The following is a 13,739-nucleotide window of genomic DNA, read 5'->3' on the forward strand; positions in this document are numbered from 1 at the left end:
ACCGGTCTTGGTGCTTGCAGCCAGCGTATGTGCGTGGCCGCGGGTCTTGATGCACCGCGACGAGCCGCCCTGTGGATAAGTCTGTGGGGAAAGCTGGAGAGGCCGGTTCGAAATCCATCTCGGGATCCCGGAAACGGGCTTGTCACAATAAATAATCAAATTAATTCAATGAATTAAAGCGTCAACTTGCAGTAAAGGGCATGATCGGGCCGGCAAGGGCTTGTATCGCTCTTTTGTGCATAAGTTTCGGCGACTTGGCGGCCCTTCATGCGAGCGGCAGGTGTCATCGGTTCGTCATGCGGCATTGCGACAATGGCCGGGCCTGGACATGACTCCCCTCCATGAAACGGCAAGTGGAGACGCCGCTCTCTCCCCTCCCCCAATCGGCCCCACGGCGTGGTTCATTCCACGCCGTTTTTTTATCGCCGCGGTTCAGGGCTCAGAGCAGGCCGCGGGCGGCCATCGATACCGGCTCACCACTGCCGATCACCAGATGATCGAGCACGCGCACGCCAACCAACTGCAATGCATCGCGCAATTCGTGGGTGATCGCACGATCGGCGGCACTGGGTTCGGCGACGCCGGAGGGATGGTTGTGCGCGAAGATCACGGCGCAGGCGTTGTGCTGCAGGCAGGCGCGCACCACTTCGCGCGGATGCACGCTGGCGCCGTCGACGGTGCCGCGGAACAATTCCTCGAACGCCAGCACGCGATGGCGGTTGTCCAGATACAGGCAGCCGAATACTTCGTACGGCAGATGGCGCAGACGCGCGCGCAGGAAATCGCCGCTGTCGCGCGGGTTGCCCAGGCTGGGTTTTTCCTGCAGCTGCTCGGCCAGGCTGCGCCGGGCCAGTTCGAGTGCGGCGGCGATGCGGGCACGCTTGGCCGGACCCAGTCCACCGGCGCGGATCTGCTGGTCGGGCCGGCCAAGCAGCGCGCCCAGACTGCCGGCCGTGCTCAGCAGTTCGCGCCCCAGCACCAACGCATCCTTGCCGCGACTGCCGCTGCCCAGCAGCACCGCCAGCAATTCGGCGTCGGACAGTGCAGTACTGCCACGGGTCAGCAGCTTTTCACGCGGGCGTTCGCCTTCGGGCCAGTCACGGATGCTCATGCGCTCAACTTGCCGGACAGCACCGCTGCCAGGCAGCGGTCATGGCGAATGAATCCGGTAAGCTAGGCATCTGCCCGATTGTCAGGCCTGTCTTACATGAGTCTTGCCCAACGCCGCATCCTGCTGGGTGTATCCGGCGGCATCGCCGCCTACAAGTCCTGCGAGCTGGTTCGCCGCCTGCGCGATCTCGATGCCGAGGTGCGTGTGGTGATGACCGAGGGTGCCACCCACTTCGTCAGCCCGACCACGTTCCAGGCACTGTCCGGCCAGAGCGTGCGGGTGAGCCTGTGGGACGCGCAGGCCGAGGCAGCGATGGGACATATCGAGCTGGCGCGCTGGGCCGAACGAATCCTGATTGCGCCAGCCAGCGCCGACATGCTGGCGCGACTGGCGCATGGCATGGCCGACGACCTGCTGACCACACTGTGCCTGGCCAGCGCCGCGCCGCTGTATCTGGCGCCGGCGATGAACCAGCAGATGTGGGCGCATCCGGCGGTGCAGGCGAATATCGGCACGTTGCGCCAGCGCGGTGTGCAACTGCTCGGCCCGGCCGCTGGCGATCAGGCTTGTGGTGACGTCGGCACAGGCCGGATGCTGGAGCCGCACGAATTGCGTGATGCGTTGCTGGCCTCGTTCGGCAACCAGTCGCTGGCTGGGTTGAAGGTGCTGGTCAGTGCTGGCCCGACCTACGAAGACATCGACCCGGTGCGTTTCATCGGCAACCGCAGTTCCGGCCGAATGGGTTTCGCGGTGGCTGCTGCTGCTGTCCAGGCGGGCGCCAGGGTGACCCTGATTGCCGGGCCGGTGAGCCTGGCGACACCGGCCGGTGTCGCGCAACGCATCGATGTGCGCAGCGCGGCGCAGATGCATGCGGCGGTGCTGAGCGCCGCGGCGCAGGCGGACATCTATATCGGCGCAGCGGCAGTCGGCGATTACCGCCCGCTGGAAGTATCCGCGCAAAAACTGAAAAAGCGCGACGGTACCGGCCTGTCGCTGCAGCTCGCCGAGAATCCGGACATTCTGGCCAGTCTGTCGGCGCAAACCGCGCACCCGTTCCTGGTCGGATTCGCCGCGGAGACGCATGATGTGGCGAGCTATGCGCAGGGCAAACTGCGGCACAAGGGGCTGGACATGATTGCGGCCAATCAGGTGGGTGACGGTCTCGGTTTCGAGGCGGCCGACAACGCGTTGACGTTGTACTGGGCCGACGGCATGGTCGAACTGCCGCGGGCGGCGAAACCCGAACTGGCGCGCCAGCTGATCGCCCAGGTGGCTGAGCGCTATCGGGCGGCGCGCGGATGACGATCGACGTCGAGCTGAAAATTCTCGATCCGCGCCTCGGCGACAGCATTCCGTTGCCACAGGCCGCTACCCCCGGCAGCGCCGGCATGGATCTGCGTGCCGCATTGGAGGCACCACTGACGCTGGCGCCGGGCGAAAGTGCGCTGGTACCCAGTGGCATCGCGATCCACATCGGTGATCCAGGCTGGTGCGCGCTGATCGTGCCGCGCTCGGGGCTGGGTCACAAACACGGCCTGGTGATGGGCAATCTGGTCGGGGTGATCGACGCCGACTATCAGGGGCCGCTGATGATTTCATGCTGGAATCGCGGCACACAGTCGTACACCATCGCGGTGGGCGATCGGATTGCCCAGTTGCTGCTGGTGCCGGTGGCGCAGGCGCGGCTGAAGGTCGTGACCGAATTTGCGCCGAGTGAACGCGGCAGCGGTGGTTTTGGTTCGACGGGTAACCAATGAGCAGACAGGTGGGTTCGGAACCTATCGGATCGGCACGCAGGCACAGCCGTGGGGGCGGGATATGGCGTTGAATATCGCGAAAGAACGGCTGCGCAACCTGCAGATCGACTGGAACGATCTGTTGCCACTGGCTGGTGGCACCCTCTTGCTGCTGCTGGGGCTGTTCTGCGCGTGGCAGACTTGGCTGATCGCGGATGAAGGAAATGCCATCGAGCGGGTGCATATCGCCCAGAACGAGGCGGTGCAGGCGATGTCCGATGAAGTCGCCAGACAACGCGGCACCGTCGAAAAGGTGTTGGCTGGGGTGGACCCGGCCACCCTGATGAGCGATCCGGCGCAGTCCGCGGCGGCGCTGCGCCAGCAGTTGCCGCAGGCGAAGAAACTAGAGCTGTACAGCGGCGATCTGAACGAGGTGCTGAAGGCCAACTACCGCGAGTTCGGTTACGCCAAGGCGGCCCAGCTGATGGCTGCGCAGAGTGCCGAAGGGGTGCCGCTGGCACAGAGTGTTTCCTATGGCGGCGACGATCGCCGGCTGAGTCTGGTGATTCCGCTGGGACCGCCGCAACAGGCGCAGGCATGGGCTTGGGTCGAGCTGCCGTTCGCTCCGCTGCGGCAACGTTTCGATGCGATCTCGCCAGCTGGTGGCCGGCTGGAGTTCCGCCAGGGCGACGAGCACGGCAACGTGCAGCTGTTTTCGCATGGCGCCGCGTCGGCCGAGGCCGAAGCGACCAGCAAGCCGGTCGCCGGCAGCGTGTTCAGTGTCGGCGCCGGTTTGCCCGGTGCCTTCATTGTGTTGCCGCGCTCGTGGTTGTTGAGTGGCTTGCTGACCTTGCTGGGCTTGGGCGGCGGAAGCTACCTGTTGTGGCTGCGCCTGCGTTGGCGCGAGGTGCCGACGGTTGAGCCCGAGGAAGTGGCGTTGCCGGAGAGAATCGAAAATGTCCCCGCACTGACCAGGGCAGCGAGGCCATCTGCGGCCCCCTCACCAGCGCCACCGGTCACCGCGACGGTCAATGTGGATCCAAGCATCTTCCGCGCGTACGACGTGCGCGGCGTGGTCGGCAAGACCTTGAACAAGGAGGTCGCGCACGCGCTCGGTCAGTCGATTGGTGCGTTGATGAACGAGAAGGGCCTGCGCGAAATCGTGGTCGGCCGTGATGGTCGCCTGTCCGGGCCGGAGCTGGCCGGCGCGCTGGCCGATGGCCTGCGTGCGGCTGGTATCGACGTGATCGATGTCGGCGCGGTACCCACGCCGGTGATCTATTACGCGGCGTATCGCTTCAATACCGGTTGCGGCGTGGCGGTGACCGGCAGCCACAATCCGCCGGACTACAACGGCTTCAAGATCGTGGTCGGCGGCCAGACCTTGTCCGAGGGTGCGATCCAGGATCTGTACCAGCGCATCGCCAGCGGCGCGCTGGCCAGCGATGGTCGGGGCAGCCTGCGCCAGGTCGACGTGGCGCCCGACTACATCGAAAAGATCGTCTCCGACGTACTTGCCGAGCGCCGCCTGAAGATCGTCGTCGATTGCGGCAACGGCATTCCCGGTGCGATCGCACCGCAGGTGCTGGAAGGGGTCGGTTGCGAGGTGATCCCGCTGTACTGCGACGTCGACGGCACGTTCCCGAATCACCATCCGGATCCGTCAGATCCCCACAATCTCGAGGATCTGATCCTGTCAGTGAAACGGACCGGTGCCGATCTGGGCATCGCGTTCGATGGCGACGGCGATCGCCTCGGCGTGGTCACCCGCTCCGGCGAGATCATCTATCCGGACCGTCTGCTGATGCTGTTCGCGCGCGATGTGCTGTCGCGCCAGCCCGGCGCCACCGTCATCTATGACGTCAAGTGCACCAGCCATTTGAAGGGCCAGATCCTGGATGCCGGCGGCAGCCCGCTGATGTGGCGCACCGGCCATTCACTGATCAAGGCGAAGATGCGCGAGACCGGTGCCGAGCTGGCCGGCGAGATGAGTGGGCACTTCTTCTTCAAGGAGCGCTGGTACGGTTTCGACGACGGCATCTACGCGGCTGCCCGCTTGCTGGAAATCCTTGCCGGCGACCTGCAGGGGCGCAGCCCGGAAGAGATCTTCACCACGCTGCCGAAGAGCGTCTCCACACCCGAGCTGAAGATCGAGTTGGCCGAGGGCGAGCACTATCGCTTCATGGACAAGTTGCGCCAGCAGGCCAACTTCGACGATGCCACCCTGATCACCATCGACGGGCTGCGTGCGGACTGGCCGGATGGCTGGGGCCTGGTCCGCGCCTCCAATACCACGCCGGTACTGGTGCTGCGTTTCGAGGCGGACGATGCCGCAGCGCTGAAGCGCATCCAGCTGATCTTCCGCAAGCAGCTGCTGGCGGTGGATTTCAAGCTGAAATTGCCGTACTGAACTGATACCGGCGGTAAGAAAAAGGCCAGCGAAAGCTGGCCTGTATTCCTCACGAAAACAGCGGCGGGTTACTCCGTGGGCTGCGCTTGCGCCGCCTTGAGCTCGCGATAGTGCGCCAGTTGCTTGGCTTGCTGTTGCACGGTCTGCACGCGCAAAGCCTGTTGGCGCTGCAACGCGCTGCGCTGGGCGGTGACGATGCCACGCTGCTGGGCGATGTTGTCGACCAGGAACTTCGGCACCGGCGTCTTGGCGTTCTCCATGTCGGCCGCGCGCGCGAGCAGGTCGGTGAGTGCCTTTTCCTGGCTGCGCAGGTTGATCTGGGTGGTGTGGATCTGTTGGTCGATGGTATCCAGCGCCTGCTGTTGCGAGATCTTGTACGACTCTTCGTCCGGATAGGCCGCCAGCATCTGCGTTTCGGCGTTGGCGATCTCCTGCGCCGCGCGCTGCTTGGCCGCCTGTTCGGCCGCCAGCTTGTTGGCGGCGGCGCGCTCTTCGGCGTTCAACTGGCGCGGCACATGCTGCACTACCAGACCATGGTCGTTGACTAGGTCATAGCCGTACTTCATCGCATCGGCGGTAAGGCTGTCGCTGAAATGCATCAGGCCTTGTCCGTCGTACCATTTGTAGCGGATGTTGCCGGTGTTCTGGGCGTGCGCCGACAGGCTCGCGACCAGCACGACAGCAGCAAAAACAAGTAGTGATTTGCGCATGGATTCTCCCTTGTTTCCCAGTATAGCCGTCGTCATCGTGCTGCCTAGCACTGTATCCGCCGCTACGGTTGCCACTGTGATCGGGTTCGCTGGAGTTTAGGGGTCCCTGGTTGAACTCAACCCTGAACCCCGTAGCGTTCGCGATAAGCCAGCAGACGAGCGTGCTCGGTGGCCAATTGAGGCTGTTCGCCGGCATACGCCAGCACGTCGTCGAGGCTGGTGATCGCGATCACCGGAATACCGTAGTCGGTAGCCACTTCCTGCGCGGCGGAGTGCTCGCCCTGGCCGCGTTCCTGCCGATCCAGTGCGATCAGCACACCGGCCGGTTCCGCGCCGTGCGCACGGATCAAGGCCAGTGATTCACGCACCGCGGTGCCGGCCGTCATCACGTCGTCGACGATCAGCACGCGGCCCTTGAGCGGCGCACCGACCAGCACGCCACCCTCGCCGTGATCCTTCGCCTCCTTGCGGTTGTACGCCCACGGCAAGTCACGCTGGTGTTGATCGGCCAGTGCGATGGCGGTAGCCGCGGCCAGTGCGATGCCCTTGTAGGCAGGGCCGAACAGCATGTCGACCTTGATTCCGGCATTGACCACGGCGGCGGCGTAGGCACGCCCGAGCTGGGCCAATGCGGCGCCCGAATCAATGCGCCCCATGTTGAAGAAGTACGGGCTTTGCCGGCCGGATTTCAGGGTGAACTCGCCGAAGCGCAGCACTTCGCGTTGCAGGGTGAGTTCGATGAAGTCGCGCTGGTAGTCGTGCACAAGTCGTCTCGCTGGCAGTCGGAATCAGGGCGGCGCTCGCAGCAGCAGATGCTGCGGGCCGGAACGGCCGCCATGGTACAGCTCGCCGCTGTCGTGGAAGCCGGCCCGCAGGTACAAGCGCAAGGCTGCATGGTTGTTGTGGTTCACCGTGAGTACTAGCAGGCTGTCGATCGCGCCCACGTCATCCCGCTGGGCCGGCAGCACGCGCAAGCGTAGCAAAGCCGGGCGCAGTTCGAGATTGACCGGGGCGACGCGAATGGCGGGACGTTCAGGCATGTTCCCTTCTGCTGGCGGTAGTGAGGCGTCGCGGTTGTTATGATCACCCATCACGAGCCGGGAGACTTCATGCGCATCATCAGCCTCAATGCCAACGGCATCCGCTCGGCCGCGACCAAGGGCGTGTTCGACTGGCTGCGCACACAAAACGCGGACGTGGTCTGCCTGCAGGAAACCAAGGCACAGGAGGATCAGTTGAGCGATCCGATGTTCCGTCCCGACGGCCATCATTGTTTCTATCGCGACGCCAGGAGCAAGAAGGGCTACAGCGGCGTGGCGATCTACGCCAAGCGCGAGCCCGACCAAGTGCTGACTGAGCTGGGCTGGGACGAGTTCGACAACGAAGGTCGTTACATCGAGGCGCGTTTCGGCAACCTCTCGGTGGTGTCGCTGTACTTCCCGTCCGGCTCTTCCGGCGATGAACGCCAGCAGTTCAAGTTCAGGGCGATGGAGTGGATCACGCCGATTTTCGACACGTGGCTGAAAAGCGGCCGCGACTACGTGATCTGCGGCGACTGGAACATCGTGCACACCAAGAACGACATCAAGAACTGGAGTTCGAACCAGAAGAACTCCGGCTGTCTGCCGGAGGAACGTGCATGGCTGGATCTGTTGTTCCAGCAGCGTGGCTGGGTCGACAGCTTCCGTGCGATCAAGCCCGAGGCGGTCGAATACACCTGGTGGTCGAACCGCGGCCAGGCGCGCGCGAACAACGTGGGGTGGCGCATCGACTACCAGGTCTGCACGCCGTCACTGCGCGAACGCCTGCGCGACTGCTCGATCTACCGCGAGCAGCGTTTCTCCGACCACGCGCCGTATACGGTCGATTATGTCGACTGAGCCCATGTTGCCGACGACAACAGTCATGCCGGGCCGCCCCTGGCGCGTGCTCAGCATCGGCCTGCTGGGTTTTGCCTCGGGCCTGCCGTTGGCGTTGTCGCTGAGTACGCTGCAAGCGTGGTTCACCACATCCGGGATGAGTCTGAAGGCGATCGGCTGGGTCACCCTGATCAGTCAGGCCTACGTGTTCAAGTTCCTGTGGGCGCCGCTGCTGGATCGCCTGCCATTGCCGTTTCTCGGTCGCCGCCGCGGCTGGATCCTGCTGATGCAACTGCTGTGCGGTGCGGCGCTGATCAGCATGAGTTTCTACACACCGCAAGGCGCGGCGACCACGATCGCGTTCCTTGGTGTGCTGCTGGCGTTCGCCTCCGCCACGCAGGACATTGCCTACGACGCGCATCGTACCGACCTGCTGCCTCCGGCCGAGCGCGGCTGGGGTACCGCGTTCTCGCAGGGTGGTTATCGGCTCGGCATGCTGGTCTCCGGAGCGTTGGCGCTGATCCTTGCCGACCATCTGGGTTGGGCATCGGTATACCGGTTAATGGGTGCGCTGATGCTGGGCTCGCTGCTGGTTACCGTGCTGTCGCCGGATGCCCCGGACGAGCGTCCCACGCGGAGCTTCGCCGAGGCGGTGGTACAGCCATTCGTGGACTTCTTTCAGCGTTACGGCAAGATAGCGTTGGCGTGGCTGGCGCTGATGGTGCTGTACAAACTGAGCGATGCGTTTGCGTTGTCGCTGTCGACCACGTTCCTGTTGCGCGTGCCGCAGTTCTCGCTGACTCAGCTGGGGGCGATCAACAAGACCTTCGGCTTGATGGCTGGCCTGCTCGGTGCGCTGGCCGGTGGCTGGGTGGTGACACGGATACGGTTGTTTCCGGCATTGCTGATACTGGGAGTGGCGCAGGCGCTGGTGAATCTGGGCTATATCTGGCTGGTGCACAGCGGGCCGGACATCTACGCGCTGGCCACGGTGGTGGGATTGGAGAACTTCTTCAGCGGATTGGGCAGCACCGCCTTCGTGGTGTTGGTGACCGGGTTGTGCAACATGCGTTTCTCCGCGACCCAGTACGCGCTGCTGTCCTCGCTGTCGGCGGTGGGGCGAGTGTTTCTCGGCCCGGTGGCGGCGTGGCTGGTGCCGCAGGTAGGCTGGTCGACGTTCTTCGTGATCACTGTCTTGTCGGCGATTCCGGGGTTGTTGCTGGTGATCGTGCTGCGTCATGCGATCCATCGCGTCGAACTGGCCCAGCCACACTGAGATTGCCAACCAGACCACGGAAGTGTCCTCCAGATCAGTCAGAATTCCAGCCAGCATGAGGGGGCCTCAAATCCCTGCGGAACACGGAGTGACGCCTGTGCCGGACATGATCCTGCAGCACGTTGACAGCTTGCTGACCGAACGCGTCAAGGCGCTGGCGCGGGATCGGCAGTGTTCAATCAATGATGTTCTGCTGCACGCCTTGCGCAATGGTCTGGGCATGTCACCCGCGCAACAGCGCAGCGAAACCCTCTGTGACCCGCAGACATTGGCCGCACTCGAAGGCGATTGGGAAGCTGCGGAACAGGGCGTATTCCAGGAGGCGCTGCACGCTTTGGCGCAGACCCACCCGACTCAATTGGCGCCGGAAAGTATCCGTTTCGACGGGTCTGCCGCGGGCGCGGAATAGATCGCACCGAGTACTCGCAGTCCACGTGCACCGGTCACCGCCGGCAGATTGCCGGGCAGGCCGAGCAAACGCTGTCGCGCCAGCCACGCAAACGCGGTGGCTTCGAGAAAATCCGGATCGATGCCGTAGCGAGCGGTACTGCACAGGACGCGTGGTACCAGCAGTTCGCCCAGTCGGCGCATCAGCGCGCCGTTATGCACGCCACCACCGCAAGCCAGCACCTCATCTGCGTCTGGTGCGTGTTGTGTGATCGCCATGGCAACGCTGCGAGCGCTGAGTTCGAGCAACGTGGCCTGCACGTCCGCCGGATTCAATCCAGCCAGTGGCGCCTGCGCGGCCAGCCAGTCCAGATGGAAATGTTCACGTCCGGTGCTCTTCGGCGGCGGCAGCGCGAAGTAAGCGTCGGCCAGCAGGGCATCAAGCAGGTCCGGGTCGAGCCGGCCGCTCGCTGCAAACGCTCCGTCGCGATCGAATGGTTCGCCGCGATGACGCAGGCACCAGGCATCGAGCAAACCGTTGGCCGGGCCGGTGTCGAAACCGCGCACGCTGCCATCGGCGCCGAGCACGGTGATATTGGCAATGCCGCCGAGATTGAGCACCACTCGCGCATGGCCCGGGCGGCCCAGCAGCATCGCGTGCAGTACCGGCAACAACGGTGCACCCTGCCCGCCAGCGGCGAGGTCGGCACGCCGGAAATCCGCCACTACATCGATGTGACAGCGCTCGGCAATCGTGGTCGGATCGCCCACCTGCAGGGTGAATGGATAGTCGCCGCCGGGGCGGTGGCGCAAGGTCTGGCCGTGCGAACCGATTGCACGCACGGCTTGCGCCGGCGTGCCGCTTTGCTCAAGCAATTGCAGGGCGGCATCGGCGAAACAGCGGCCGATTTCGACGTCCAGCCGTCCAAACGCATCCAAGTCCAGCGCGGCCTCGCCTTGCGCCAGCGCCAGCATGCGCTCGCGCAAGGCTGGCGGCCACGCATGGGTGTGGGTCGCCAGAACCTGTGGTGTGTCGCGAGCAAAGTCGACCAGAACAGCATCGATGCTGTCTGCGCTGGTGCCGGAGATCAGTCCGATATAAAGCGCCGTAGCGTCATTCACGCTCGCGTTTCGCTCAGTTGTCGTTGTTGGCAGGCGCGTTCGTACGGGCCAGCTTGATACGGGCATCCAGTTCGGTCAGTCGTGCCATCTGCGGTTTCACCACCTGGGCCTTGAACTTCGCCAACTGGACTGCCGGCAGTGGTTCGGGCTGAGGCAGCGTCACCGTCTGCGGATTGCGCTGCTCGCCGTTGACACGGAATTCGTAGTGCAGATGCGGGCCGGTAGCCAGGCCGGTCATGCCTACGAAGCCGATCACCTGGCCCTGGCTGACATGCTGGCCGACACGTTCACTGCCGAATCGCGACATATGGCCGTAGGCCGTGCTGATCGTGTTGTTGTGCTGGATGATCACGAAGTTGCCGTAGCCGCTCATCCAGCCCTTGAACTTGATCACGCCATCACCGGCGGCATGGATCGGCGTGCCCGTGGGCGCCGCGTAATCGACACCCTTGTGCGCACGCATGCGGCCAAGGATCGGATGCATGCGTGCCGCACTGAAGGTCGAGGAAATGCGGGTAAAGTCGACCGGGATGCGCAGGAACGACTTCTGGATCGGCCGGCCATCTTCGCTGAACCAGCCCTCGCTGCCGTCAGCCTTCTTGAAGCGATAGGCCGTGTAGCGTTTGCCCTGGTTGATGAATTCGGCGGCGACGATATTGCCTTCGCCGTAGCGCACACCATCGCGGTAGAGATCGTCATAGATCACCGTGAAGCTGTCACCAACGCGCAAGTCCTGCACGAAATCGACGTCGTACTTGAACAGGTCGGCCAGTTTGCCGACCATCGCTGCATTCATGCCCGCCTGGTCGCCGGCGGCATACAGGCTGCTGCGAATGACGCCGTGCGCCACCTGTTCGCGCAGGTCCATGTCGCGCTGCTGAAAGGAGACAGTGGGTTGCGTGCCGTCGAGGCGAACGATCGCGAGATTGGCCTGATCCTGGTCGAAGCGGAAGCCTTTGAGGCTGCCATCGCTGTCCAGCAGGAAATCGAATTCCTGACCGGGTCGGATGTTGTGCAGCGCGGATTTTGCACTGCCGGATGCGTCCATCACTTTCTGCAGGTCGGCCATGCCGAGGCCGCGGGCGTTGAAGATATCCGACAGGGTCTGGCCGGGCTGCACCCGCACCACCTGCCAGTCGTCCACGGTGGCAGCCGTCGTGTCGATCGGCGCGACTTTCGGCAGCGCCAACGGCAACAGCGAATGCACTTCCGGTGTCGGCGTCGGGCGCATCGCGCTGGCCCACGCGGGCATGATGAAGCCGGACAACAAGGTGATCAGCAAAGCGGTACCGGCGAGTACGAAACGTTCGCGATGCCAGTGGATCGGTTCGATTTCGGCTGAACGGTTGAACGACCAATGCGAGCAGCGCTCGTAGAAGTGGGAGTGCCGGCGTTGTGCCTTGCGGCAGATCGCCTGCTTGCGGGCATGCCGCGCCCCCTGCTTTTCTTCAGCCATGCTGTGAACGCCCCGCGGTACAAAGTAACAAACTGCGCGTACCATAACGGTCATGTGTAAATGGCGTCAACGCCTTTTCCATCAAGGGTTTGCGCGACATTCCTGGTTAACGCACAATTAACGTTGACGGCACGATCACGTTTCGTGACCGCTGTCCACTACCGTCATCCTTTAGAGAGATACACATGAGCGAGCTTGAGCAGGCGCTGGCCACGATTGCGCGTGGCGCCGACGAAATCATCAAGCGGGAGGACTTGGCCGAGCGCCTGAAAAGCGGCCGCCCGTTGCGGATCAAGGCTGGCTTCGACCCGACTGCGCCGGATCTGCATCTCGGCCATACCGTATTGCTGAACAAGATGCGCCAGTTTCAGGATCTGGGTCACCAGGTGATCTTCCTGATCGGCGACTTCACCGGCATGATCGGCGACCCCACCGGCAAGAACGTCACGCGCAAGCCGCTGACCCGCGAGGATGTGCTGGCCAACGCCGAGACCTACGCCGAGCAGGTCTACAAGGTGCTGGATCGGGAGAAGACCGAGTTGCGCTTCAATTCCGAGTGGTTTGGCCAGATGTCGGCCGCCGACATGATCAAGTTGGCTGCCCAGCACACCGTGGCGCGGATGCTCGAGCGCGATGACTTCACCAAACGCTATGCGGCGCAGCAGCCGATTGCGATCCACGAGTTCCTGTATCCGCTGGTGCAGGGCTACGACTCGGTCGCGCTGAAGGCGGATGTCGAGTTGGGTGGCACCGACCAGAAGTTCAACCTGCTGATGGGTCGCGCGTTACAGGAGCACCACGGCCAAGCACCACAGATCGTGCTGACCATGCCGTTGCTGGAAGGTCTGGATGGCGTCAACAAGATGTCCAAGTCGCTCGGCAACTACATCGGCATCAACGAGCCGGCGATCGACATCGTCACCAAGACCATGAAGATCGGCGACGAGTTGATGTGGCGCTGGTTCGAACTGCTCAGCTTCGAGGTGTCGCTGGCCGAGCTAGTACAGATGAAGAAGGACATCGCCAGCGGTGCGCTCAACCCGCGCGATGCCAAGCTGCGCCTCGCGCATGAACTGACGGCGCGCTTCCACGGAGCGGCCGCGGCCGAACTGGCGATTGCCGGCTGGCACGCGGTCGTGCGCGGCGAAGGTGATACTGCTTTGTTGCCGCAGGTTGACATCGTGGTGCCCGCTGAAGGCTTGCGCCTCGCCGCCTTGCTCAGCGCGGCCGGCCTGACGGCGAGCAACTCCGAAGCCAGCCGTAAGCTGAAGGAGCGAGCCGTACGCATCGACGCCGAAGTCGTGGAAGACGCCCAGCGCGTATTCCTTGCCGGTTTCGAAGGCGTACTGCAGGTGGGCAAGCGCAACTTTGCACGCGTGAAGCTCGTCGAGGCGTGATCGAAGCGTCGTTTGATCCCCGCAGGATGGATCGAGCGGCACTTTTCAAAAGATAAATTCACGCGTCGTCAGCTGTTTGCGGCACATCTGCAAAAGAAGTTTCAAGAAACGCTTGCTAAAAAAATCACAGATCGTATTATTCGCGGCCCGCAGTCGCCCAGACGTCGCAAGACGGACCGCCGGGACCTCGAAAAAAAGCTTCAACGAGGGTGTTGACGGTCGCGAAAAGCGATGTAGAATGGGCGGCTCACCTAGGACGAAACGTCCTCGGCGCG

General features: G+C 63.5%; 14 protein-coding genes. 7 read left to right on the forward strand and 7 right to left on the reverse strand.

Going from position 1 to position 13,739, the window contains the following annotated elements:
- Positions 1-439: 439 nt before the first annotated feature.
- Complete coding sequence (gene radC, locus IE071_RS15605; RefSeq protein ID WP_189442526.1) at positions 440-1,111, reverse strand: RadC family protein; 672 nt, start codon at positions 1,109-1,111, stop codon at positions 440-442.
- Positions 1,112-1,207: 96 nt separating this feature from the next.
- Between radC and coaBC the strand changes: the two genes are divergently transcribed.
- The 3 genes from coaBC (at position 1,208) to IE071_RS15900 (ending at position 5,257) form a co-directional block, all read left to right on the forward strand.
- A complete protein-coding gene (gene coaBC, locus IE071_RS15610; protein WP_189442527.1) occupies positions 1,208-2,413 on the forward strand; it encodes a bifunctional phosphopantothenoylcysteine decarboxylase/phosphopantothenate--cysteine ligase CoaBC in 1,206 nt (401 codons plus the stop codon).
- Positions 2,410-2,868 carry a dUTP diphosphatase gene (gene dut, locus IE071_RS15615; RefSeq protein ID WP_189442528.1) on the forward strand — a complete coding sequence of 153 codons (459 nt, stop codon included), beginning with the start codon at positions 2,410-2,412 and terminating at the stop codon, positions 2,866-2,868. The genes coaBC and dut overlap by 4 nt, the downstream gene beginning before the upstream one ends.
- Before the next feature lie 61 nt (positions 2,869-2,929).
- The gene (locus IE071_RS15900) at positions 2,930-5,257 is read left to right on the forward strand and encodes a phosphomannomutase/phosphoglucomutase (protein ID WP_189442529.1); all 2,328 of its coding nucleotides are present in this window, start codon (positions 2,930-2,932) and stop codon (positions 5,255-5,257) included.
- 68 nt (positions 5,258-5,325) lie between these two features.
- On the opposite strand, the gene IE071_RS15625 is transcribed toward IE071_RS15900, so the two are convergent.
- The 3 genes from IE071_RS15625 to IE071_RS15635 all read right to left on the reverse strand — a co-directional run bounded on the left by IE071_RS15625 (position 5,326) and on the right by IE071_RS15635 (position 7,007).
- Positions 5,326-5,967, reverse strand: coding sequence for a DUF4124 domain-containing protein (locus IE071_RS15625; protein WP_189442530.1), 642 nt, complete (start codon positions 5,965-5,967; stop codon positions 5,326-5,328).
- 116 nt (positions 5,968-6,083) lie between these two features.
- Positions 6,084-6,731: an orotate phosphoribosyltransferase gene (pyrE, locus tag IE071_RS15630; RefSeq protein WP_189442531.1), complete on the reverse strand. Its 648-nt coding sequence runs from the start codon at positions 6,729-6,731 to the stop codon at positions 6,084-6,086.
- A gap of 24 nt (positions 6,732-6,755) precedes the next feature.
- Positions 6,756-7,007, reverse strand: a complete 252-nt coding sequence (locus tag IE071_RS15635) for an N-acetyltransferase (RefSeq protein ID WP_189442532.1) — start codon at positions 7,005-7,007, stop codon at positions 6,756-6,758.
- Between the two features lie 69 nt (positions 7,008-7,076).
- Between IE071_RS15635 and IE071_RS15640 the strand changes: the two genes are divergently transcribed.
- The 3 genes from IE071_RS15640 (at position 7,077) to IE071_RS15650 (ending at position 9,511) form a co-directional block, all read left to right on the forward strand.
- The gene (locus tag IE071_RS15640; protein WP_189442533.1) at positions 7,077-7,847 is read left to right on the forward strand and encodes an exodeoxyribonuclease III; all 771 of its coding nucleotides are present in this window, start codon (positions 7,077-7,079) and stop codon (positions 7,845-7,847) included.
- Positions 7,848-7,872: 25 nt separating this feature from the next.
- Positions 7,873-9,102 carry an AmpG family muropeptide MFS transporter gene (locus tag IE071_RS15645; RefSeq protein WP_229792944.1) on the forward strand — a complete coding sequence of 410 codons (1,230 nt, stop codon included), beginning with the start codon at positions 7,873-7,875 and terminating at the stop codon, positions 9,100-9,102.
- A gap of 106 nt (positions 9,103-9,208) precedes the next feature.
- Complete coding sequence (locus IE071_RS15650; RefSeq protein WP_229792945.1) at positions 9,209-9,511, forward strand: hypothetical protein; 303 nt, start codon at positions 9,209-9,211, stop codon at positions 9,509-9,511.
- On the opposite strand, the gene IE071_RS15655 is transcribed toward IE071_RS15650, so the two are convergent.
- Together IE071_RS15655 and IE071_RS15660 are read right to left on the reverse strand one after the other, a co-directional pair.
- Entirely contained in the window at positions 9,457-10,611 is a 1,155-nt protein-coding gene (locus IE071_RS15655) for an anhydro-N-acetylmuramic acid kinase (protein WP_189442536.1), read from the reverse strand. The genes IE071_RS15650 and IE071_RS15655 overlap by 55 nt on opposite strands.
- A 13-nt stretch (positions 10,612-10,624) precedes the next feature.
- The gene (locus tag IE071_RS15660) at positions 10,625-12,067 is read right to left on the reverse strand and encodes an OapA family protein (RefSeq protein WP_189442537.1); all 1,443 of its coding nucleotides are present in this window, start codon (positions 12,065-12,067) and stop codon (positions 10,625-10,627) included.
- Positions 12,068-12,252: 185 nt separating this feature from the next.
- On the opposite strand from IE071_RS15660, the gene tyrS reads away from it, so the two are divergent.
- On the forward strand, positions 12,253-13,464 hold the full coding sequence (tyrS, locus tag IE071_RS15665) for a tyrosine--tRNA ligase (protein ID WP_189442538.1): 1,212 nt from the start codon (positions 12,253-12,255) through the stop codon (positions 13,462-13,464).
- Positions 13,465-13,509: 45 nt separating this feature from the next.
- Here tyrS and IE071_RS15905 read toward each other — a convergent pair.
- A partial coding sequence (locus IE071_RS15905) for a hypothetical protein (RefSeq protein ID WP_229792946.1) occupies positions 13,510-13,739 on the reverse strand: 230 nt, incomplete at its 5' end.

Origin of the sequence: Rhodanobacter panaciterrae, from assembly GCF_014651895.1 — a bacterium.
GTDB lineage: Bacteria > Pseudomonadota > Gammaproteobacteria > Xanthomonadales > Rhodanobacteraceae > Rhodanobacter > Rhodanobacter panaciterrae.